At 35.7% G+C, this 23853-nt stretch carries 20 protein-coding genes and 1 tRNA gene; 7 read left to right on the forward strand and 14 right to left on the reverse strand.

Translation table 11 applies throughout. From position 1 onward, the window contains the following. Nucleotides 1-104 precede the first annotated feature (104 nt). Nucleotides 105-1370 carry a DNA adenine methylase gene (locus H3T44_RS04580; RefSeq protein WP_155569111.1) on the forward strand — a complete coding sequence of 422 codons (1266 nt, stop codon included), beginning with the start codon at nucleotides 105-107 and terminating at the stop codon, nucleotides 1368-1370. A gap of 188 nt (nucleotides 1371-1558) precedes the next feature. Here H3T44_RS04580 and mdoH read toward each other — a convergent pair whose 3' ends face one another. The 4 genes from mdoH to H3T44_RS04600 all read right to left on the reverse strand — a co-directional run bounded on the left by mdoH (nucleotide 1559) and on the right by H3T44_RS04600 (nucleotide 6909). After that, on the reverse strand, nucleotides 1559-3763 hold the full coding sequence (gene mdoH, locus H3T44_RS04585) for a glucans biosynthesis glucosyltransferase MdoH (protein WP_198196324.1): 2205 nt from the start codon (nucleotides 3761-3763) through the stop codon (nucleotides 1559-1561). Nucleotides 3764-3983: 220 nt separating this feature from the next. Next, nucleotides 3984-5540, reverse strand: a complete 1557-nt coding sequence (locus H3T44_RS04590; protein WP_198196326.1) for a glucan biosynthesis protein G — start codon at nucleotides 5538-5540, stop codon at nucleotides 3984-3986. A 239-nt stretch (nucleotides 5541-5779) separates the two neighbouring features. Continuing rightward, entirely contained in the window at nucleotides 5780-6388 is a 609-nt protein-coding gene (locus H3T44_RS04595) for an NUDIX hydrolase (RefSeq protein WP_198196328.1), read from the reverse strand. Beyond that, a complete protein-coding gene (locus H3T44_RS04600; protein ID WP_198184875.1) occupies nucleotides 6388-6909 on the reverse strand; it encodes a hypothetical protein in 522 nt (173 codons plus the stop codon). The genes H3T44_RS04595 and H3T44_RS04600 overlap by 1 nt, the downstream gene beginning before the upstream one ends. A 410-nt stretch (nucleotides 6910-7319) precedes the next feature. Between H3T44_RS04600 and H3T44_RS04605 the strand changes: the two genes are divergently transcribed. After that, complete coding sequence (locus H3T44_RS04605) at nucleotides 7320-7718, forward strand: DUF423 domain-containing protein (RefSeq protein ID WP_198196330.1); 399 nt, start codon at nucleotides 7320-7322, stop codon at nucleotides 7716-7718. Between the two features lie 17 nt (nucleotides 7719-7735). Here H3T44_RS04605 and H3T44_RS04610 read toward each other — a convergent pair whose 3' ends face one another. Genes H3T44_RS04610 through H3T44_RS04630 form a run of 5 tightly spaced genes read right to left on the reverse strand, consistent with a single transcriptional unit; the run spans nucleotide 7736 to nucleotide 13870 of the window. After that, entirely contained in the window at nucleotides 7736-8680 is a 945-nt protein-coding gene (locus tag H3T44_RS04610) for a hypothetical protein (protein ID WP_110438852.1), read from the reverse strand. Then, entirely contained in the window at nucleotides 8677-9633 is a 957-nt protein-coding gene (locus tag H3T44_RS04615) for an MlaD family protein (protein WP_110438851.1), read from the reverse strand. Before H3T44_RS04615 ends, H3T44_RS04610 begins: the two co-directional genes overlap by 4 nt. A 45-nt stretch (nucleotides 9634-9678) precedes the next feature. Continuing rightward, entirely contained in the window at nucleotides 9679-10368 is a 690-nt protein-coding gene (locus H3T44_RS04620; RefSeq protein ID WP_110438850.1) for an ABC transporter ATP-binding protein, read from the reverse strand. 2 nt (nucleotides 10369-10370) lie between these two features. Next, a complete protein-coding gene (locus tag H3T44_RS04625) occupies nucleotides 10371-11399 on the reverse strand; it encodes an ABC transporter permease (protein ID WP_122123409.1) in 1029 nt (342 codons plus the stop codon). Further along, on the reverse strand, nucleotides 11396-13870 hold the full coding sequence (locus tag H3T44_RS04630; RefSeq protein ID WP_198196332.1) for an adenylate/guanylate cyclase domain-containing protein: 2475 nt from the start codon (nucleotides 13868-13870) through the stop codon (nucleotides 11396-11398). The genes H3T44_RS04625 and H3T44_RS04630 overlap by 4 nt, the downstream gene beginning before the upstream one ends. A 308-nt stretch (nucleotides 13871-14178) precedes the next feature. On the opposite strand from H3T44_RS04630, the gene H3T44_RS04635 reads away from it, so the two are divergent. The 3 genes from H3T44_RS04635 to H3T44_RS04645 all read left to right on the forward strand — a co-directional run bounded on the left by H3T44_RS04635 (nucleotide 14179) and on the right by H3T44_RS04645 (nucleotide 16942). Continuing rightward, the gene (locus tag H3T44_RS04635) at nucleotides 14179-14652 is read left to right on the forward strand and encodes a low molecular weight protein-tyrosine-phosphatase (protein ID WP_198196333.1); all 474 of its coding nucleotides are present in this window, start codon (nucleotides 14179-14181) and stop codon (nucleotides 14650-14652) included. After that, the gene (locus tag H3T44_RS04640) at nucleotides 14649-15470 is read left to right on the forward strand and encodes a fructosamine kinase family protein (RefSeq protein WP_198196335.1); all 822 of its coding nucleotides are present in this window, start codon (nucleotides 14649-14651) and stop codon (nucleotides 15468-15470) included. Before H3T44_RS04635 ends, H3T44_RS04640 begins: the two co-directional genes overlap by 4 nt. A 170-nt stretch (nucleotides 15471-15640) precedes the next feature. Then, nucleotides 15641-16942: a multidrug effflux MFS transporter gene (locus H3T44_RS04645; RefSeq protein WP_198196337.1), complete on the forward strand. Its 1302-nt coding sequence runs from the start codon at nucleotides 15641-15643 to the stop codon at nucleotides 16940-16942. 45 nt (nucleotides 16943-16987) lie between these two features. On the opposite strand, the gene mqo is transcribed toward H3T44_RS04645, so the two are convergent. After that, the gene (gene mqo, locus H3T44_RS04650) at nucleotides 16988-18475 is read right to left on the reverse strand and encodes a malate dehydrogenase (quinone) (protein WP_198196339.1); all 1488 of its coding nucleotides are present in this window, start codon (nucleotides 18473-18475) and stop codon (nucleotides 16988-16990) included. Nucleotides 18476-18812: 337 nt separating this feature from the next. On the opposite strand from mqo, the gene H3T44_RS04655 reads away from it, so the two are divergent. Continuing rightward, the gene (locus H3T44_RS04655) at nucleotides 18813-19661 is read left to right on the forward strand and encodes an ABC transporter permease (protein WP_198196341.1); all 849 of its coding nucleotides are present in this window, start codon (nucleotides 18813-18815) and stop codon (nucleotides 19659-19661) included. Nucleotides 19662-19666: 5 nt separating this feature from the next. After that, nucleotides 19667-20428 carry an ABC transporter ATP-binding protein gene (locus tag H3T44_RS04660; RefSeq protein WP_198196343.1) on the forward strand — a complete coding sequence of 254 codons (762 nt, stop codon included), beginning with the start codon at nucleotides 19667-19669 and terminating at the stop codon, nucleotides 20426-20428. A 69-nt stretch (nucleotides 20429-20497) separates the two neighbouring features. Here H3T44_RS04660 and H3T44_RS04665 read toward each other — a convergent pair whose 3' ends face one another. The 4 genes from H3T44_RS04665 to coaD form a co-directional block, all read right to left on the reverse strand. Beyond that, the gene (locus H3T44_RS04665; protein ID WP_198184865.1) at nucleotides 20498-22189 is read right to left on the reverse strand and encodes an alpha-keto acid decarboxylase family protein; all 1692 of its coding nucleotides are present in this window, start codon (nucleotides 22187-22189) and stop codon (nucleotides 20498-20500) included. A 443-nt stretch (nucleotides 22190-22632) separates the two neighbouring features. Further along, a tRNA-Lys gene (locus H3T44_RS04670) sits at nucleotides 22633-22708 on the reverse strand. 97 nt (nucleotides 22709-22805) lie between these two features. Continuing rightward, on the reverse strand, nucleotides 22806-23291 hold the full coding sequence (locus H3T44_RS04675) for a peptidylprolyl isomerase (RefSeq protein ID WP_198196345.1): 486 nt from the start codon (nucleotides 23289-23291) through the stop codon (nucleotides 22806-22808). A gap of 37 nt (nucleotides 23292-23328) precedes the next feature. Continuing rightward, entirely contained in the window at nucleotides 23329-23850 is a 522-nt protein-coding gene (gene coaD / locus H3T44_RS04680) for a pantetheine-phosphate adenylyltransferase (RefSeq protein WP_110438841.1), read from the reverse strand. Between the last annotated feature and the right edge of the window lie 3 nt (nucleotides 23851-23853).

Consider the following 23853-nt stretch of genomic DNA (forward strand, 5'->3'; position numbering starts at 1 on the left):
TTTCCATACAAAACAAATTTTTGATCAAATTTACTCTATGATAATTTTGTATTTCTCTTCCTTCATGATCGTGACAAGTAAACCATACAAGTTTAATATACTAAATGCAGTGGAATAAAGAAAAACATTCAGCTTATCAAACTGATAACTTTTTATTTAATCAACTTATACCCTATATAGGGAATAAACGAAAATTATTGGATTTAATTCATCTTGGTATGTCTAAAACTAAAGGTTCGCCAAAAAATGGATTGTTTATAGATTTATTTTCAGGCAGCGGCGTAGTCAGCCGCCTTGCAAAAAAAATAGGCTATCGCGTATTTTCCAATGATTGGGAACCTTATAGCCGAATCCTCAATATTGCTTCAATACAGATACAATCTTCTCCCAAATTCTTCAATGAACAATCCTACGAAGATATTTTGCTGTATCTAAATAATCTGCCACCGATACAGAATTGGGTAACCTCTCATTTATGTCCTGAAAATGATGACCAATATGATTTATCCAAAGACCGGCTTTTTTACATGCGAAAAAACGGTTTAAAAATTGATGCAATACGTGAAAAAATATTCGAATGGGAACAAAAAGATAAACTTAGCGAAATTCAATTTGCCTGCCTGCTTGCTCCACTACTTTATTGTGCGTGTTATCATGCAAATACAAGTGGCGTTTTCAAAGGCTTTCATAAGGGATGGGGCGGACAAACAAAAACCGCCCTTTATCGTATTGCGGGAGATTTAAAGCTACAACCTATACAATTTTTTAACAATCATCAGGAAAATTTAATTTTTCAAATGGATGCGCAACTTCTTGCTGAAAAATTACAAAATATGAATTTACCCGATTACTCAATTGCCTATTTAGATCCACCCTATAACCAGCATCCATACGGATCCAATTATCATGTCCTGAACAGTATTACCTTGTGGGACAAGCCTAATATATCCAACAAAATTTCCTGCCGGGATAAATCTGCAATTCGTAAGGATTGGAGAAAAGACCGAAAAAGTGCTTATACCATTCGCAAACAGGCAAGTGATGCTTATAATACACTTCTTCAGACTCTACCTACACAATGGATAATGACTAGCTATAGTACAGATGGTTTTATACCTTTGGAGGAAATGATACGCCAAAACTGTACAATTGGCCGTGTATCAATTTTTGCAAAAATTTATAAACGTTATCGTGTCAGCAGCCAGCGTTATTCTCATAAAGCCAATAACGTAGAGTTTGTAATTCTAACCAAAAAAGGAAAAAAAACAAATCAATCCAGTGAAATTCTGACAGAAAAAATTTTTGAATTGGAAAAAAACATGCGTTTATCGAACAATAGAGATAAAAACAAAACCATTTATTGTTTTTGAAAAACGAATATTAAATAATAATCATTATCTAATCTATTTAACTAAATCGTTGATTGTTCAACAAATTACATTCTGAATTAATTTTTAAAAATGAAAAACTATAAAAAATTATATAATTTATTTTAAGTCTTACTTCCTAGCATAGAAGTAAGACAATCTCTAAAGATTTTATCTCATTTTTTATAGTTTTATAATGGCACTTTAAAAAATTTGATGAGAGCTTTTTTACAAGCTAGTACAGCCGATTTTTCCGCTTTTGTTAAATTCTCCAAAAGTTGCTGACGATTGTCTGCCTCCTCAATTTTAACAATACTTACCAATTCATTTGCATTAATAGCTTCCCCTTTATTCCGTTCCTGAGGGAGCTGAGCCAAATGAAATTGAATTAGCTTACTGTTATCTAAATTGTGAAAGGCATTTTTAACTTCCAAATTCGCAATTTTTTCTTTTTCTTTTTTATCAAGTCGCAAAATATTTGGCGGATTAACTTCTTCAGGAATGATTAGCAAACCCAATTTGCGACATAAAATTCCGATTTTCTGACTTGAAGTCATCCATACTAGAGGAATTGCCAATAATAATCCCAGCAATACAGGTGTCATCCATAAAAATAAAGAAAAAGAAACTGCCCAGGCAGCTGCACCCATTAAAATACCAATAACTGTATGTGGCCAATAATCCCGAATAACATCTTTTAAAGGAATATAACCGACATCTCTACGTTGGGCATTCCATCCTGAATCATATCCCAACAATATTGACGCTACCGCCGCGGTTTGAATCAACATCGCAACAGGTGCAATCAATCCACCAACAAGCGTTTCAATAACAATGGAGAACAAAGCCTTGATTTCTCCACCGCATCCTTTTCTTAAAAAAGGATTGGCCAAAAGGGCAATCCACGCTAAAAATTTAGGGGCCAACAAAACAAGCATAGTTAAAATAAAAACATATTCAGCCTGAACTGGATCAACCTGGGGCCAATGAGGAAATAATACGCGATCCGTTGTACTGAAATATTCCGGTTTCATGAATAAAGCCTGTAGTGATACCAGAATACCCGCAAGCAAAAATAACAGCCACAATGGTGACATTACATACGCTCCAATACCTGTTATCATATGTATACGACTTATCCAGCTCAACTTTTTTGTTGGAATTATCATGGCATGCTGCAAATTCCCCTGACACCAACGACGATCACGGATAGCAATATCAGTCAAGGAAGGCGGACTTTCCTCATAGGAACCCTGTAATGCAGGAACCATATGAATGGCCCATCTCCCCCTTCTCATCAAAGCCGCCTCAACAAAATCATGACTCATGATCATGCCACCAAAAGGTTTTCTCACTGCCGGAAGATGGGGCAATCCAGCCTGCTCGGCAAAAGCCTTGATCCGTATGATCGCATTATGTCCCCAATAATTACTTTCTGACCCGTGCCACCATGCTAAACCATAAGCGATAGTAGGACCATAAACCCGTCCGGCAAATTGTTGCAACCGCGCAAACAACGTTGTGCCATTGACAATAACCGGTAAAGTTTGAATCAATCCAACTTCTGGGTTTTCTTCCATGGCCGCACAGATTCTTACTATCGTGTCCCCTTCCATCAAGCTATCCGCATCAAGAGTCAACATATGTTCATAGGCCCCACCAAAACGTCGAACCCATTCCCCCAAATTTCCAGCCTTACGATCGGTATTTTCAAAACGACGTCGATAAAAAATCTTATTTAGACCCTTTGTTTCTTCAATCAGGCGTAAATAAATTGCCTCTTCCTCAACCCATACATCCGGATCGGTAGTGTCCGATAAAATGAAATAATCAAAGTGATCACCCTGACCAGTCGCTTGAAGACTGTTAAAGATTGCTTTCAAACCAGCCAAAACACGATGTGGATCCTCGTTGTAGGTAGGCATTAGCACTGCTGTCTTATTACGCAAATTAGGAATTTGTGCTTTGGGATCGATATTTAGCGAAAGACCTCCCTTTTGTTTCAATTGCTCAAAAAATCCTCCAAGTGATGAAACAAAAGAAAAGGCAATCCATAAAAACAATACTGTAAAAATAATCAGAATAATAACGCCAAGGGAATTCATGCCTGTGCTGTTAAACACTAGATTCATTTCGTAGGAGGCGTACGCCGTTAATAAAAAAGATAATAAAAAAACAAACAATCTTCTAAAGAAAATTGTCTTTGGTTCAGTTTTCATTCTTTTAGATCGATTATGAATATTTGGCCTTGAAAATAAATTTTGCACAGGCATTTCAATAGGAGATTCTGGAGGAAGGGCAGCAAATTCAAATTTGTCAGCTGTTAAGTCCTGGAATTTGATTTCATTCAAATCATTTTGCAGATGACAATGATTATTGACCTTTAATTCAACCATAAGTATTTTTTTCTCCCATTTAAAATACCCGAAGCCTAACTTACAAATATAAATATTTCAATAGACTGGAAACAAATGCATCCAAGAAGTTGATTATAAAATCAATTTACTCATACATGGATAAATGATTTTTGAAAATAATAACCGTTTCTTATACCTACCTAAAAAAATCCCAAGCTTTTCATGCTTGGGTTATTAAACAATAAATTTCACAAATATATTACGGTGTCCAACGATAGGTCCATTGTTCGGAAATTGGTTGATCCCCATCCATTAAAACACATTTCAATTCAGCCATTTTGGCCCCTTTAGGATCGAACTCAAAAGTCGTTCTCCATTTATGCAAATTTGTATCTGAATACATGCTTATATTGCTAATTTGACCCGTGGAAGAGGATACATTGACATGCAATTGTTTGTCCGATGAATAGCCGTTCAATGGACCATCAAAAAAATCTATACAAATAAATCTTACATCCGGTTTATCAACAACTGCCCCTATTCTGGTTGCAGCAATACGAGATAAGGATGTTGTCCATGGATTATCCCATCCCCAATATAAACGGTAAGTAAAGGTATATTCTTTTCCTTCTCTAAAAACTTCTTTGGGGCGCCAGAATGCCACAATATTATCATTGACTTCACTGGGGGAAGGTATTTCCACCAAATTGACACTACCCGCTTGCCATTCACCCACGGGTTCAACCCAAGCGGTTGGTCTTAATTCATAATGCAAAGACAGATCTTCATACTGGCTAAAGGCATGTTTACGTTGAATTAGGCCAAAACCCTTTAACGCGTTATCAACAAAAACAGAATATTGTAAATCAACTGGATTGGTTAAAGGTCTCCATATTTGTTGTCCTGTACCCGTCCATATAAGAAGACCCTCACTGTCATGAGCGGCAGGACGCCAATCATCAATGTGATTACGGTCATTGGCATCAAAATAAAACATGCCAGTCAGAGGAGCAATTCCACCATTAGAAATTAATTTACGGGGATAGATATGGGTTTCAACATCGAATATTGTCATGTTACCTGGGCGAATTGTAAAGCAATATGCCCCGGTTAATGAAGGGCTGTCTAGCAATGCATATATAACCAACGATTCAATGCCGTTTTTAGGCTTGACAATCCAGAACGCCCGAAATAGAGGAAATTCTTCCCCTTGTGGATCCGCGGTTCCCTTAGCAAAACCACGCGCAGACAAACCATATTGTTGACCTTTGGCTATCGCCCTGAAATAGGATGCACCTAAAAATACTGCAAATTCTTCCATCGTTTCCGATTGATTGAGTTTGGTCATCAATTTCAGGCCAGAAAATCCTAAATCCTGATCAATTTTGTGTTTAGGATCCGCATAGGAAAACATGTCAGAATGATATTGAACAGGCTTGGAAACTCCATCAATTACCTCGTAAATATCTATACGTGGTCGATATAAAAAACCTCTCGGAAAGAATTCTATAGCAAAATTTAAATTTTCATTATTCCATAAAGCTCTTTCATGGCGGAATTCAATTCCCCTAAATCCATCAAAATCTAGTTTGTCAATCACATCTGGCAAATGATCATCAGGTGCCTTATACGCACGTTGCGCCATTGATTTTGCCAATTGTCTTACCGTAGTTTGATCAAATGGTTTTCCCTGATCCACAGAATTATGTTCATCTGCTTTTGCAAGAGATACTGGGGAAATATTTGTTATTCCACCAACTATTCCAACCAAGGAGGCTCCTGCTGTAGTACGCAAAAGATCCCGACGAAATACCACGACTTATTCCTTATTCTTCTGTTACAAATTATCTTTACACGTTTTAAATTTATAAACGAGTAAATACTAGTTAAAATCAGCACTAATTACAATTAAAAACAATATAACCGTATAGATAGGTAAATATAAAATCTTTCGTCTGCACGACTTTTTTTTCCTACAACACATGATACATACTGATATAATTATATTGATTTTTCAGCCAAAAGATTATTTTAATTACATATAAATATTTGGTCTTACATAAATAGATTAATATTATTACGGAAATATTGTAACAAAAATACCGTTTTCAAATCAACAATTTTATTTTCTTTGATCCATTCAAAGGCCAACGTCAATTTCATTTCCAATATTTCAATATTTTCGCCTTCCTGTCGTAATCCACCACCTTTTTGATCTTGCTTATCCACGGAAGCGATAAAATAATATAATTTTTCTGTTGTGATTCCTGGCGAACTATACAAGGAAAATAAATGATACAACTGACTTATATGCCAACCTGTCTCTTCTTTTACCTCTCGGTAAGCAGCTTGATAAGCCGCTTCCAATGGATTTTTTTTTAAGGGATCATAATCTGATGAATCTATGTTGCCTGCACATACTTCTATAACCGGATTATTATCGTCACCTCTTGCAAGAACAGGTGCCCGCCATTGTGAAGTTAAAATAATGTTTCTATTATCATGACGAAATAATAAAACCGCAACACTGTCATTTACTCTTAATATTTCACGCTTGATAGACTTTTCATTACCATCCGAATATTTCTGAACAGCTTCTGCTCTATCAAGTTTAAAATGTCCTTTCCATAAATTTTCATAATGTTTAACAATCAGTTTGGACATTAGTCAAGCTTTCTAATCCACCATTTGACCGGTTTTTGTCCCAATTCATCAACAATATCATCATCTTCCATAATCTCAACAGTCTCAATTTCATTTGGTTTATTAAAACTGGATGTCACACTCTTAAATTGTTCTGAAAGTTGAATATTCAATTTTTCCAAATTCTCGACTTGTTTTTGCATCAATGTCATTTTCTCGACAAGTATTTCAACATGTTTAAGAATGGTTTTGAAATTATTTTCATCTTTTTCGTTTGTTATCGATAATTTTCGGTTATATTTTGACAGTTTATCATCAACAGAAAAATCTTGAAAATATGTTTTTCTAGAAAATTTTTCTGAATTCTGTTTTTTAACAATTACTCCTTGATCCCTGATAAACCGTCTTTTAGGAAAATTATCATTTCCTTTTTCTTTCACTATCTTTTTATTTGTAGAATCCCCTATACTTTCCAACGCCCTTTTAACAGCATCTATATCAGTTATATTCGAAAATTTTTCTTCTTTATTATCAGTTCTCATTAAAAAAAATTCCCACTTTAAAAATCATGCTTATTATTAAGTATAAATATTTTTATTGGTTTATATTGGTTATTAAGTGATAAATTCTAGAGATAAATCTCTAGAAAAATTAATATTTTCGATTTTTTAAACAAATATTCAAGTTTATTTCGCTATTTACAATGAATTAATAAACTTAATTGTTATTTTTTGACTTACACGTTTTTATTTAGTATTGCCTAAAAAATTAATATATTTTGCAATATTTATAAAATACTTTTAATATAATTTTATTTTATAATTAATAATACATAATTTTTTTTATTATTCTTTTAACCTCTTTGCCATCTTAAATCTTTATATTATTTTTTTATACTTAATTCATAAATAGTTTTTTTTCAACTCTTTAAATCGTATAAATAAGGTGAAAAATGGAATTCCAAAAAAAATTTTTATTTATTAATATTTCTCTCGCCTTCGGGGCACTTTACTGTTTACTGGCAGTTATATTTTCTTCCCTCACCTCCCATTTACCAGATCAATATTTCATTAATGATGGCAGAAATATGAGTCGAATAGCGGATAATATATTATTCATTCACGGATTAGCCTTAATATCAGTTTCCATATTACAAAAAATATGGAAACTGAATTTACATTTTTTTCTAATCGGATGTATATTTATTCTAGGGTTAACTTTGTTTTGCTCAGGTGTCTTTTACATCAGTTTCACCGGTTTTCATCCATTTTTACCCATAGCACCAATCGGAGGTACTCTTCTTATTTTTGGTTGGCTATATTTAGCGATTTTAGCTCTATTTCTTAAATAAAATTATTATTATTGCCATTAATTTTTATCTAAAGAATTTTCTTTCATTTTAAATTCTTCTTGTCTCACAGTTGATAATTCATGAGATGCCAAATTATTAGTTATTTGATCAGCCTGTAATGCAACAGCTTTATACAAATAATTCTTGGCATCTGTATATTCTTTTAAAAATCGGGCACTTTTGCCAGCCCTTATATATAAATTGGCTGCTTGAATCCGATCACCTTTTGATTCATAAGCCATAGCCTGAATAACAAGCGCCCTAACCATTGCTCTATATTCAATTTGTTGACGACGGCTTACCTCTACAAATCTTGACGTGGTAATAGCATCATCATATTTCCCATTTCTATAATTCAACAATGCATGCAATTCACCTTGATCCGCTTTCCAACTATCCTCTTTTCTTGCATTTTTATCTTTTAGAATTAATTGATCAAGCTTTTGAGAAGCTTTAACCAACAGGGAAATATTATTTTGATCGTTAGCAATCAATCCTATGAAAAAATAAGCCCGTTCCCGTATATCATCTTGCGACGTTTGTACCGCATTTTGTAAAAGTCTCAAAGCCTCGTCTTGACGATGCAACCGGTATAAAATGGCTGCTTCAACTAAATCCAGTTGAGGACTATTTTTTTCGTCTCTAATATATAATTCGTTACGGACAGCCTGAACAGTTTCATAAGCCTTCTGCTTATTATTCATATCCAACTGAACAACAGCCAAATTATAACCTGCATTCTCAATATCATTCTGATCATCACGGGTTAAAGCAAATTGATATGATTTTAGATAATTTATTTCAGCCTGTTTTAACCGATTATAAAATACTCCCTGTTTGGCAACGTCCATAGTTCGTTGCAAAGGCTCATCTCTAGGTGGATCATTTTGTGTAACGCCGCATGCTGCCAGAAATAGAAAACCTGTAAGACAAAACGGAATCTTTCCTAAATTTCCTATCATGGTCTTACCTCTCTTGCATGTAGACGTTTTGTTTTATGAGGCGCTTTTCCATTTCCACCCAATATCCACATACTTTTCAGTTGTATAATCAATCGTTGTAGATCACCCATTGTTGATTGCAATTGAATCATCATATCCGGCAACTCTGCCGTTGCATCTTGAACATTTTTAGCTATCGGTTTCAAAGAAGGTGAAGCCTTGCTTAAATCTCTGGAAACTTTTTTGAAATTAACCATGACCTTATCAGAATTTTTAACAACATGATTAATATTATTTTCAATCGGTTTCAATTGTTCAATAACATTGTTGATTGTTTGAACCATATTTTCAGCTCTTCTGATTAATTCATCATTATTAACCAAACGACCGACTGTTCCACGCCCCTGTTGAATTCCCTCAACTGTCATTTCAAGTGAAGCCATCATATTTTTTGCACTATCCATAATTGGAACAATACGTTTATGAATTTGCAATACCATTTGTGAAATCTGGTCTGCAGGATTAGGCTCTGTCTTCGCCGACAAAACAGCATAACGCCAATTTAGCGGCGTACTATACCCTCTTGTTATAGAAACAAAAGCGGCACCTGCTACGGCAAATTTACGTTTGATGGTGACTGTACTATCTCGTCTGATAAAAGTTCTGATCTGAGGATCCAGCATTGCTATTGCTGTTAAACCACCATCAGAATTGACATTGATTTTTTGTATGGTCCCCGCATTAATACCGAATACCTCCACATCATCTCCAACCGATAGATTGTCAACACCTGTTTGTGGCAGGATAATATTCAGTTGTGCCGCAGGGGTAAGCCAGTCCCGTAATACACCAGCTTCAATAATTGCACCAATAAATGCCAATAAGCATAAAAGAACAAGACCACCTGTCCACTCATTAGCATATCTTAGCTGAAATAACTGTCGCGCTTTTGTGTATCGTTTGCTGTTAAACATTTTATTTTATAACCGTATCATTCATGCAATTAAGGATAAATATTCTTATTGATTTTCCAATGTTAACCCTTTTTCCTGCAACCGCATCCAATGCGTCACCCGTTCCCTATAATAATTCCACAAAGAAAACTGTTGTGTAAAGCAAATAACACCGGCCCCTTTATTTTGTGCCGTATTCAACATTTCAAACAGTGGGAATAACAAATCTTCTGAAAATCCTTCAAAAGGGTGCTCCAATAAAATTAGATCAGGGTTTCCCAACAAGGCCCTCACACATGCAGCCCTATGTAAATCTACCGGCATCATATGGCGAGGCGTATCCATGGGAAGACCAGGCAAACCAAAAATTCGACATAGTGTCAAAGCCTGCTTGGTCAATTTATCGATAGCTAAAGAGGAATGATGCAACATTGGCATCAAGATATTGATTGCGACAGGATACATATCAACCCAACCACCCTGTTGAAATATACGACCTATTCTTCCCCTTAAGGCAGATAATCTTGGCTCATTCAGAGAAGACCATTCCATCCCCTCAAATTTGACACTTCCTTCATCTAACTTGACAATACCACTACATAAATCTGCTAAAGCAGTTGATAACTCCATACTGCCCGTTTCAACAATGATACATTCGCCTGCCCGCAATTTTAAATTGTATGGCACATAAGGCAACGCGCTCTCTTCAAATGAAGGTTTGGCGTTATCTATATTCAATAATATTTTATCCACCATCACTAAAATCCTATTGTAAATAAAATATTAACCACCATGATGAGCAAAATACCGCGCGTAAAACCTTTGGGCAATAACGTTGCAGGATCATCTGTAACTTTGACATTCATACCAGTGATACAAGAACCAACACCAATCAAAAAACCCATAACGATAAATTTTGAGGGTACCAGAATATAATCCCATCCCGTCATTGCGGCGAGGATATTACTGTAGAACATCCAAATGGAATCATGCATTGTCCCCATAAAATAAGTTACCAGATACCCCATGAATAACGAGATAATACCAAAAACCATTCCCAGGGTAAAACTGGCAATAGTAAAAGCCCAGGCTCTTGGCACTACAATGGTTATAAAAGCATCTATTCCCATAGACGTAAAAAATTTAAGCTGTCCACCCATTGCTAGTAAACTGCATTCCGTTACGGTCAGAATGCCATTTCTTCCTAATAAAATCATTCCCACCAGCACCGGGGCCAGTTCTCGAACCAGAACTGTAACCAGGATGGGTCCAGTCATTTTGGTTAATCCTGCTGCGCCAAGCCATAAAATCGCTTGAGAAACCACAGCCAAACCCGCAAGACTAGCCGTAAAGAAAGTGCTGAAAAATCCACCGCCAATGGCCAACCCTACCATTCTTTTGAATTCATACTTTACTGTCCTACGCCATGTTAAAGGGGAGATGCTTTCAACCAGCACTCCCCATGAAACTGCCAGAACAGACAAAAGAAACCGAAAATAACTGCGTGTTGCTGAACCAATTACATTCAGAACAGGCTGCATGTACCAAAAAATAACAATTCCGATTTTTCTGAAAATCGAAAAGAAACCCGGTTCTACAGTTTTCAAACGTTCATATAATGTTTGTCCCTGTTCAGCTTCACGAATACGAATGGATTCCATATATCGATCAACATCATGAATACCATTATCATTCAAGCTCGATAAAATCGTTTCGACCTGTTTATCCGATCTGGGAGCACTCTCCCTTTTGGCATACTGGTCATTATTATTTTGATAATCGTTCATCGTCTGCCAGCAAGAATAAATATATCAGCAACACCCATATCAGGAATAAAGAAATTTCCTCTTGATCTGAACAGGAAATCGTTTCTTAAAGCCGCATAGGCTTCTTGTGTCACTTGAATCGTTGCATCATCTTTGGCCATTTGTGCCATCAATGAAGACATTCCGACCACGGGCCCCCATAATGCAAAAGTTTTTGCGTCCTTGCCAAACCAGGACCCGATTGCTGGACCAACATCTATTCCAATCCCAAATGTAGAACTTGTATATTTATGGGGGATAATCTCCAGACAGGCCTCTCGCATATCTATTGCCGCTTGAGCCAATCTGATCGGGGCGGTGATATCTGGCTCCTTTGAACATCCCGTCACAGCAATCAGATGACCACCCATAATTCTTACGTAGAAAATACCATATTTCTGTGCGATTTTCTCCAATACAATGACTAAATTTTTGACAGGTTTGATTAATTCCACCGTATGTTGAATATCAGAAGACAAAAACCCACTAAATGAAATATCCATCATCGCAACAGCAGGATATATGGTTTGTTCGCCTTGTTTATCAAATTGACCAAAATTAATTTTATTTTTTGAAAACTGACCCGGATCTATCAGATAATCATGATTAATATCTTTTTCCGTATTTTCCAAATCATCTTTGACCGTTTTTTTCAAAAATTCTTTCTGAGAAAAAACTTTACCATTTTCATAGTGTAGTCTTTGGTGTTTGCCAATCTGGTCAAATTCAACTTGGGCCGCAACAAAACGCATTGTAACCAGCCCAGCAAAAATTTTTGTGATATGATTTATATTATAAAGATAAGGCGTATCCTCAACCAGAATTGCCCCTATTGTTCCATTTTTACCTAAAACAGGGGTAATCATCAGCGATCGAGTAGAAACAGAGCTCATAAACAGTCGATATAATGCAGCCGTTCTCTGATCATGTTCAGCATTGTCCACTACAACTGTTTCACCTGCATCAAGCAATTCAAAAAAATTGGGTAATTCCGAAATAGAATATTCATATCCACCAGCATGATTATCTTCTGTCCGATCATATATATCATTGCAAATCAAGGATTTATGATCAGTTGAAAAATGCCAAATACTGACTCGATGTGCAGAAACCAGCTTGCAAAGTTTTTCGGTAAGAATAAGCGCTTCATTTCTGGGATCAAAAACTTCCGGAGTTGAGGCTACCATCTCTATAGCGTCACTTTCCTGTTCAACCACATTTTGAATATGCTGGAAACGCAGACCAAGTTTATCCATACGATGTCCCTGATAAATCAGTAATCCCGCCATTGATGCGGCCAATGCAACAACCAACAAGGAAAAAAGCAGATTCTGCTTTGCACCTGAAGCTACAAAACCAGAAAAATCTTTTTCTGGTATAACAATCATGATAACCCATTTCTGTATTGAATCAGGCAATCTGGAAGTTACGCAAATATAATTGCCAGCGACTTGTTTCTGTTTATCAATAATATTTTTTGAATTTTTTTTCTGATCCTGTCCCTGACCAAGATCAGGTTTTTTTTCCATTTTAAAGGAATGAATACCAGAACCTTGGATCTGAAATTGATCATATGCTCTGGCTATCACGGGATTTACCGCAGGATTTATTTTTGAATCTTGGGGATTCCATTCATTTCCAACAAAATAGGTCAATAGATTGGGAGAGGCAATAATATGACCAGTATTGTCAATGATTATGATCCGCGCATTATTGCTCAGTTTTATGGAAGCCAAAAATTTCGTCAATTCTTGCAAGGAGATATTCATTGCAAAAACATTTTTTTTTCCATCTTTATCCACAAAAGGTATAGATGCCGTCACCGCCAAGCCTTTTTTTGTTGGCATCAAAACAGGTGATGACCAAGTCAATTTATTATTTTCAACAGCTGTATGATACCAGGCACGTAAACGAGGATCATAGGCATTGGCTGGCATATAACGTGTTTTAATAACCTTTTTACTATCAAAAATGTGATATTCCTCTAAAAAACGTCCACCTTTTTGATCTGGCTCCAATGTTATAACTCTTACTTGGTCAGGATGATCAGGAACACGTTCAACCATATTGAAACGACCGTCACTATCTGCCAAATAAAAAGATTCAGCCTGTTTCGTACGATGTAAACTGCTCATCGCATAACTATAAAACATTCCCCATTTATATTCGGATGGAATATGACTTAACATATCAACTGCCAATCCCCCACCCTTGGTGGCTGGATTGAGATAAGACAATATTTCTTCGGAAATCCTGGATTGTTCAGTTTGCAAAATCACATGTGATAATTTTGAAATCCCAGCTTTTGTCGTGTGATAAGAATGAAGGGTTACCCCAACCACGACAAAAGAAACCAAAATAACCCCAAGCACGGGAATACCAATTCGCAGAAAAAAACGCCACAAACGATTTACTGGATTTTTGGTTGGATCAACAATTTCACCAGCAGGCACCTATCATCCCCTTGATTTAAACCATTCAGAATTTTTATTATTTTAAATAATTAAATTAGCAAAATCCATATTTTATATGAAAAAATAACTAACATAAAATAAATTATAATAGACTGATATGTGAATCATCATAATTATAGCAGTTACTATATATTAATTTGCATAAATTACCAAATTTGCTTATTAAAACAGTTAAAAAACTTATGAAGCTTAGCATTGTCATGATAGCAAAAGTATTTTAACATAAAAATAGATTTGCAAAATCAATATATTCCTCAACAATTTATTATCATAACATTGAGTTTTCTATGGCTTTATATTCAGTATTGTTTGTCTGTTTGGGTAATATTTGTCGTTCTCCCATGGCTGAAGCTGCTTTCAGTCTAGAAGTCAAAAAAAAGAAATTGCCAGTTTTTGTTGATTCTGCAGGATTGGGAGCATGGCATATTGATCAACCCCCAGATCCGCGTACCATACATGAGGTCATGAAACATGGAATAGACATTCGCCATTATCTTGGAAGGCAAATTCAGCTACAGGATTTTCATGATTTTACGCATATAATTGGCATGGATCATAAAAATATCGTTCAATTAAAAAAATTGGCACCATATGATACTGATAGTAAAATAAAATTATTGCTTGATTATATTCCCAATCATCAGAATGAAGAAATTTTAGATCCCTATTACAGAAATCAAGATGCTTTTTCACGAACATGGTCTCAAATAAACGAGGCTTGTCATAATCTGGCAAATTATTTTGAACAGCAAATATCATGAATATTTACCCTCCCTCTGCCCTCATTTCCATTGCGGAAAAATATCTTAATGACAAGATAGAACAAGCACAACCCTTAACCCAGGGTGATGTTTCCGAAACATTCCATATCATAACAAAAAACAAGAAAAATTATGTGATCAAAAATGGTGCATCTCCTCAAAGTGAAGGAAAAATGCTTAAATTTCTTGCAAGTAATGGCATTGATGTTCCAAAGGTCATTCTTGCCAATTCAGAAATTTTAATTTTGGAAAGAATTAAGGAAACAAATTCTTTTTCCTTGGAAACATGGTCCAATCTTGGAAAAATGTTAACCAAACTTCATAACATCCATAACTCCAATTATGGCTGGGAATACAATTATGCTTTTGGAACAATCAATGTTATCAATACACCCTCATCTAGTTGGGTAAAATTTTGGGGTGAATGGCGTTTGGCATGTTACCTGTCCCATTTACCCGTAACAACTGCAAAAAAAATAGAAAATCTTATTATCAAACTTGATGATTTTTTGCCTGATCATCCTATAGCCAGCCTCCTTCATGGAGATTTATGGACCGGTAATATCCTTGCCCATTACAATCAACCCTATTTAATTGACCCAGCCTGTTATTATGGCCATAATGAAGTTGATATTGCCATGTTAAACCTTTTTGGTAATCCTTATGACATTTTTTATCAATCTTATAATCTTCTTGAGAAAGGATGGCAAAAACGTTTGGCAATTTATCAAATATTCCCTTTGATTATTCATTACATTCTTTTTGGAAATTATTATTTACGAATGCTAAACAAGATTCTTGATGATCTAAAAATATAAATTCAGATGTTTTTATCTTTTATTCCATCATATGCACAAAAATCCGTAAGGTGTAAATGGTAAAATCATCAGCCTGATTAAACCGATATTTTTTATACGTAACATTTAATTTATATTGAATTAATTCATTAATAATCTATTTATTAACATAATAAATTTAAAACGAAACTATGAATAAATTGAAACAAGATAACCTAAACACTATAGATTTATCCTGGTGGATTATAGTCATACTTGGCCTGTTGACTGCAATTGGTCCCCTTGCAACAGATATGTATCTTCCCGCCTTTCCTCAGATCAGTCAAGATTTGGCAGGTTATGGCAATGGTGCAGCTCAGATCACCTTAACGGTATGGTTTATTGGCTTAGCCATTGGTCAATTTACATCTGGTCCAATATCTGACCGATACGGACGTCGGGCTCCTCTATTTTTAGGCATGTTACTTTTCACTTTAGGTTCGGCAGGTTGTGCAATCTTTTCAAATTTTTATCTTTTTTGCTTATGCCGCCTTCTTTCATCGCTAGGAGGTTCAACCGCCATGGTTGTTCCTCGAGCCATGGTAAGGGATATTGCCACCGGAAAGAGAGGCATTAAAATAATGGCACAACTGGCATTGGTTGGTGCGATTGTTCCTATTGCAGCGCCAACACTTGGTGGTCTTATTGTTGCCAAATTTCCCTGGCGTGTCCTATTTTGGATAATGACAATCTACGGCTTTTTGGGCACTGTTTCAGTAATAATAATGCTTCCTGACACTTTACCCATTAGATACCGCATTCAATCCTCTATCCGATCAATTTTATGGCGATATATTCGCATTGTTCAAGAGCCTGTCTTTAGTTCAAACACTTTGATAACCAGTTTTGGACTTTTCATGATATTTGCCTATTTGAGCGGTACACCTGATATATTGAGTAATGTTATGCATTTTTCTAAATTGCAGCTAGCACTTTGGTTTGGTATCAATTCCGCTGTAATTGCCGGTTGTAATCAGTTCAATGGTATTTTAATCAACAAATTTAAACCAAGCTTTTTAACAAACTGTGCGGTAAATATAGCATTTATCGTTTCAATCCTGTTTATTATTCTTTGCTTTTTACCACTACCTCATAATTGTCTAGGCATTATATTGGTTTGTTCTCCAATTGTAATAATCATGGGATGCCTAGGATTTATTTTTCCTAATTGTACCATATTTGCCTTTACCCTACATGGAAGAAAAATAGGAAGTGCGTCCGCATTATTGGGAACCATTCAATTCATTCTTGGTGCATTAAGCAGCTGGATCATGGGTCTTTTGCCACAAGATAACATGCTCTACGTAGCAATAGGTGTTTTTATAGGAGTATTGGGATTCTTTCTTTGTAATTTATGGCGTCAATATGCGACATGCAAAATTATTTCAAAAATGCAAGAAAGAGTAAACAAAGGAAATAATAATTTTGATCGACTTATCAAAGATTTGAAATAAAAATACCCATTTAAAATGGGTATTTAAAACTATTCAGATAAAACCCTAAGTTAATTGTAACGCTTTATCAGAAAAATCATGCAATTTGTTATAAGTTCCTGCATCTTTTTGAAGTTCCTGTTCTTCAGCAGGGAATATCTCATGCAATTTCTTGGCCCATTTTCCCTGGACTTGCTCAGGAAAACATTTTTTAATCAGGTTCACCATAATTGAAACTGATACAGAGGCACCAGGAGAGGCACCCAGTAAAGCGGCAAGGGATTTATCACTGGATGTTATAACCTCGGTACCCATTTGCAGGATTGGTTTACCATATGGATCTCTTTTGATAATTTGAACACGCTGTCCAGCAACCTGAAGTTTCCAATCTGATTTTTTTGCCTGGGGATAGAAACGGAGTAAAGCATTAATACGGTCGTCCATTGTTTGTGTACTCTGGCGAATAAGATATCGAATAAAGTCAATATTATGTATCGCCACAGATAATAAAGGTTCAATATTTTCCAAACGAACCGATGAAAGGAAATCAAAATATGAACCCTTTTTTAGAAATTTAGTTGTAAATCCGGCAAATGGACCAAATAGGATTGATTTATTACCATCAATGACACGTGTATCCAAATGCGGTGCCACAACAGTAGGCAATCCTTCCATGGATAGGCTGTAAACCTTGGCATGGTGCTGTTCTACAATCGTGGGATTATCACATCGCAACCATTGACCGCTTACTGGAAATCCACCCATTCCACGTCCTTCAGGTATGCCGGATTTCTGTAACAATAATAGTGCTGCGCCACCTGCACCTATAAAAACGAATTTTGATAAAACAATATTTTCGTAACCACTTATCCGATTTTTATATTTTATTTCCCAAACACCATTAACCCGTTTTATATCAACAACCTGCTCATCATATTGAATGGAAACGTCATCATATTTTTCAAGTTGTGCCAATAATTTACGTGTCAAGGCACCATAATTGACATCTGTACCGCCCTTCACACGTGTCAATGCAATTTTTTCACTTGCATTTCGACCATTACCAACCAGTGGCGCCCATTCCTTAACTTTTTGATGATCTTCAGTGAATTCCATTTTTGCAAATCCTGCAAATTCACGAATTTTATCATATCGATCCTTTAAAAATGCAACATTATCAGCCCCATAAACAAAACTGCAATGAGGTACTGGATTTATAAAATCCCGAACCGTTGTAAATTTCCCTTGCTCGACCAAATAGCTCCAAAACAAGCGTGAAGTCTCAAATCTGGAATTCGTGACAATTGCGCGGGTTAAATTTATTTCCTCCCCCTTAATAAAGGGAGTGTAATTCAATTCGCACAAACCAGCATGACCTGTTCCCGCATTATTCCATGCCGCTGAACTTTCATCGCCACCTTCGGAACATCTTTCTAAAATGGTAATTTTATAATCAGGATTAAATTCTTTTAATAATGTGCCCAACGTAGAGCTTACAATGCCAGCACCAACAAGGACAGCATCTTTGACTTCATGCATAGATATATTTTTCATTTGATCAACATATTTTAATAACTGAAAATTATTCACTATTTTTATTTATACGACACGTTATCTAAATAACCTATTAATTTATGATAATATTTTCGAGAACTGATCAAATCAAATAATGCAGAAATTATTTCAAATTAAATTTAAATTATTATTGTTACAATATTAACAATTATTATAAATAATCATTAAATATATTCATAAATAAAAAGTATTATAAAGTATTGATACAATTATTTTGAAGCCGATCAATGCTGTTTTTTTGTTTGAAAAGCGATTTTAAACACTATATTTTAATTTTATTTATTATTTAATCGCCAATGAATATACGGACTTTGCAATGTCAAATGATAATCAGATTTTACCAAAAGAACCGATCCTTGATCTTGGCCCTGTAAAGTTTTCACAAAATATCAAACTTGCCGTGTTGGATATTCTGGAAGGATTTATGAAATGGAGGTTAAATTGTAAGTTGGGTTGGACAGATATTAAATTACGCTATCGGGGATCAATTCTGGGACCTTTTTGGATCACCATTATAATGGGAAGCAAAATTGCGACTATTGGTTTTCTTTATGCATATCTTTTACACATTAATATTCATGAATATCTTCCCTATGTTTCCCTTTCCGTGGTTTTATGGACTTTTATAAGCACTTTAACAATTGATAGCTGCACAATATTTACCAATTCTGAGAAATTGATTTTATCCACACGTCTACCCTACAGCGTATATGCATGGCGAAGTATCATCAGTAATTTCCTAATCCTTATCCATAACCTGTTAGTCATTGTAATTGTCTTCTGCATTCTAAAGGTCGTGCCCTATACCCTATATCTTTTAATTCCCTCTGGTATATTATGGACACTGGATAGTTTGGCTATTTGTTTATTGATCGGTATTCTAGGCACCAGATTCAAAGATGTTCCACCTATTATAGCCAGTATAATGCAAGCTTTGTTTTTTATAACTCCCATTATCTGGAAGATTAATTTCATTCATTTCAACAAAAACTATATGCTTCTGGATCCACTTTACCCTCTGTTTGAAATTGTGCGCGCACCTATTCTTGGAGAATATGTGTCTTCATCTATCTGGTTTGCTGCGATTGTTTACAGCCTGATATTATGGGTAACCGCAATTTTCATTTTCAGTAAAACACGTTTTCGCATTCCCTACTGGATTTAGATATCATGCCCAGTATTACCGTAAAAAATCTTTATATATCTTTTCCTTTATATCATGAAAATATGCGTAATTTACGAAAAATCACCAATATTTTCCTTTCTGGACGTCTTAGCGAAGACAAACATAGAAAAATTTATGTTCAAAGCTTGCGCGATATAAGCTTTAGCATTAAGGGTGGAGAAAGAGTAGGTTTGATCGGTACAAATGGTGCCGGAAAAACAACTCTTTTACGTACGATGTCAGGAATTTATGAACCGGTAAGCGGTCATCTTCGTATTAAAGGTCATATTAGCTCATTATTAGATCCATCAGTTGGAATGAATCCTGAATTAACGGGAAGAGAAAATATACGATTAAGATGTTATATTGATGGTGTTCCCCATAGGCAGATGAATGAAATCGAAGAAAAGGTCATTGAATTCTCTGAATTAGGACCCTACATTGACTTACCGGTAAAAACCTACAGTTCTGGCATGAATTTGCGATTGGGTTTTGGTCTCATCACTGCAATTGATCCACAAATCCTATTAATGGACGAATGGTTCATGACAGGTGATGAAGGATTTATGCTCAAAGCCACGCACAGATTGGAAAATATCGTAAAAAAATCACAAATTTTAATTATTTCAACTCATTCGCCACAAATTCTTATAAAATGGTGCAATCGGATCATATGGTTGGAACAGGGATTTTTGAAAATGGATGGAACCCCACAGGAAGTTTTACCGGTCTATCTTAAGCAGCCTGTGGGCGAACTTTTTAGGTAAATATCTAAACAAGAAAACCTTTTCACGAAATAATCATGAAAAGGTTTTATACTAAATTATTTGATGATTTTATTTTTTTTCACGTGGTGGTCTTGAATTCGCCTTGGCAACTTTCTTGCCCCAAACAACAAGATCAGGAGAACAATCTTGAGGATCAATAGCAACCTCGATTAAAACCGGACCTTGTTTATGATTAAGCGCTGTTTTCATTGCGTCAGCCAATTCTGCTCCATTTTTAGCTTTCAAACCAAGTCCATGACCATCTTCGGCATTAAACGTGTTGATGATATTCGCGTAATCCCAATTTTTAACACGATTGTATGGACCGTCATGAATTTTGACCTCAATCGTATAACCCTGGTTATTGATCAAGATAATAATGACGTTCAAATTATGACGAATCATTTGAGCAACTTCTTGAGCTGTCAATTGGAATGAACCATCACCGACCATCACAATGTTTCGACGTTCAGGAGCACTGACTGCATAACCAAAAATTGCTGGAACAGACCAGCCAATATGTCCCCATTGCATTTCTGATTCAACACGAGCTCCATTAGGAAGCCTGTAATGCATACCATGGAACCATGAATCCCCTGTTTCAAGGAAAATCGTTGTATTATTGTCAATAATTCCTTGAATTTGACGGGTCAGTTCAACTGTTGTTAAAGGTGCTTTACCTTCTGCAGCAACAGCAGCTTTTTCAGCATGATGCTTAGCTTTGAAAGATTCCAACGCAGTTGAATTCTTTTTGATAAGAGGTGTGATGTGTTTTAGAATGTTTTTTAGTTTGAAACCGCTGAATTCTGTTTTTGCAGCACGTAAATGATGCGGAGAAAATAGAATATCCTTATCCTCATCATATAAATGGGAAGTCCATCCAACCGTTGAATAGTCGTTGAATACCGCGCCAACATAAATACGACAATCGGAATTCTTGACATATTCCTCGACACCAGGTGAACTGATTTCACCCCAGAAAGTTCCAATATAATGAGGATCTTCCTCAGGGAAGAAACTTTTCGCATGCGCCATAGTGGCCACAGGACATCCTAAATGTTTGGCCAATGCAATCACTTCTTTCTCTGCAGCTGCAGCGCGTGTTTTATTGCCAACTACAATAACAGGATTTTTGGCATTGTTTATTTTTTCCAGACAAGCTTTTGCTGCAGCCTCCAATGAATCAACATCACTACTTTTTTCATAGGTCAGACTGGTGATTGGTCCCGGTCTTGCACAAGGCAAATTAACAATATTACAAGATAATTCGATATATACAGGTTTCTGATGATATAAAGCCTGACGAATTGCATGGTCAATCAAGGCTGGCGCTGTATCGGCATGCGTTATTGAGACAGCTGCAACCGTGATATATTTTGCCATTTCAAGCTGATATGAATAGTCATAATGACCGGTTGTATGGTGTAAAATGTGTCCGCTGCCATAATCATTGTTATTAGGTGCACCAGAAATCAAGATTAAAGGCAAATTCTCAGCTGCAGCACCACCAACAGCGTTAAATGCACTAAATGCACCAACACTAAAAGTTACAACAGCAGCCCCCAATCCACGTGAACGAGCGTAACCTTCGGCTGCAAATCCACAATTAAGCTCATTGCTGCAATAAACCTGTTTTAATTCTGAAACTTTTTCAAGTTCATCTAATAGTATAAGGTTATAATCACCCGCTACTGCAAAAACATGGTTTAACCCAAGTTGGGCAAGCCGTGTGGCAAGATATTGACCAACAGTGTATACCAATGAATTTCTCCTGATAATGATTTAACTATTTATTTGCAAAAATTTGATCCAATATTTTTGCTATCAATTTTTTTAATATGTGCCTCAAGAAAGAAAAAAGAACTCGACTGAAGCACTATCAAATAATTGTTACCAATTTATCATACTGCAAGAGGCAGATCAATCCAAACTTTACAAATCTGGATGCATTAAGCCTTACAAAAACTAGAAAAAATATACTTTTTTAACTATTATTTCTTTTTTCAAAAAGAAAATAATATAATACAAAAAATTATATCATATTAAAGAAATTATCTATTTATCTATGTTAAAAAAATTAATTTAAAATATTTTTTAAAATTGTTGTGAAAATATTGACAACGTCATAAACATATATTTGTATTATATTTACATATGTTTAAAATACTGAATTATAAGGGGATTTGATATCCATCATTCTTTGATGGTGAGCCGGGAGGGATTCGAACCCTCGACCATTCGATTAAAAGTCGAATGCTCTACCAACTGAGCTACCGGCTCTTAGAAAGTCCGCTGTTTTCTTGCGGTGTGAGCATTGAAATAGTGGTTATTCGCGAAGAAGTCAACCACTATTTTTCATTTTCTTTAAAAAATTTAGTTATGAAACTGTAATCATTCGAACAATACGGTCCGGATCCTGAACCATACCATTTGCCCCGGTTCCCCTTTTAATCTGATCTACATATTCCATTCCCTCGATAACTTCGCCAACAATTGTATATTGACCATTCAAATGCGGTGCCTCTTCAAACATGATAAAAAACTGACTGTTGGCACTGTTTGGATCCATTGTACGTGCCATGCCTATTGTACCACGACGAAAACCCTCTTTTTTTGTGAATTCAGCGGGCAAATCTGGCAAGTCACTCCCTTTGGTACCTGTACCACTTGGATCGCCTCCCTGAGCCATAAAACCCTCTATAACACGATGGAAAGGGGTATTATCGTAAAATCCACTTTCAGTCAACGCGACCAAACGTTCCGCTGCCAATGGTGCAAGATCTGGACGCAATTTTATAATGACCGTTCCATCCTTCAATTTCATATGAATTGTATCTGCTGATAGTTTTTTATCATTTTCCATTATTTTTTCACTTTATTTACATAAATAATTTGTTATTTCACGATTTCAAGAACATCTTCTGAAACCTGTTATAAGTAGACTTTGGAACAAAGGATGATATATCCCCGCCCAACAAAGCCACTTCTTTTACAAATCTTGAAGCTATACTCCGATTTTGTTCAGTGGCAACTAAAAAAATCGTTTCGATGTTTGGATCCAAACATTGATTCATTAGACACATCTGGAATTCAAAATCAAAATCTGTTGCCTGTCTTAAACCGCGTATAAGAATTTGCGCATTATATTTTTTTGCACAATCAACTAGAAGATTGTCAAATCCGATAACATCAATATCGCATCCGCTATGATTTAAGATTTTGCAGACTTCACCAAATTCCTCAATCAAGGCTTCATGAATACATGTCACACGCTCTTCCAAAGACCATAAGGGCTGCTTATTTGCATTTAAAGCGACCCCTATGATTAATTTGTCCACAATACGAACGGCTCTTTTAATAATATCAATATGACCATTCGTTATAGGATCAAATGTGCCTGGATAAAATCCTATTCTCGGCATTCC

The sequence above is a fragment of the Commensalibacter sp. M0355 genome, assembly GCF_016101365.1.
Lineage (GTDB): Bacteria > Pseudomonadota > Alphaproteobacteria > Acetobacterales > Acetobacteraceae > Commensalibacter > Commensalibacter melissae.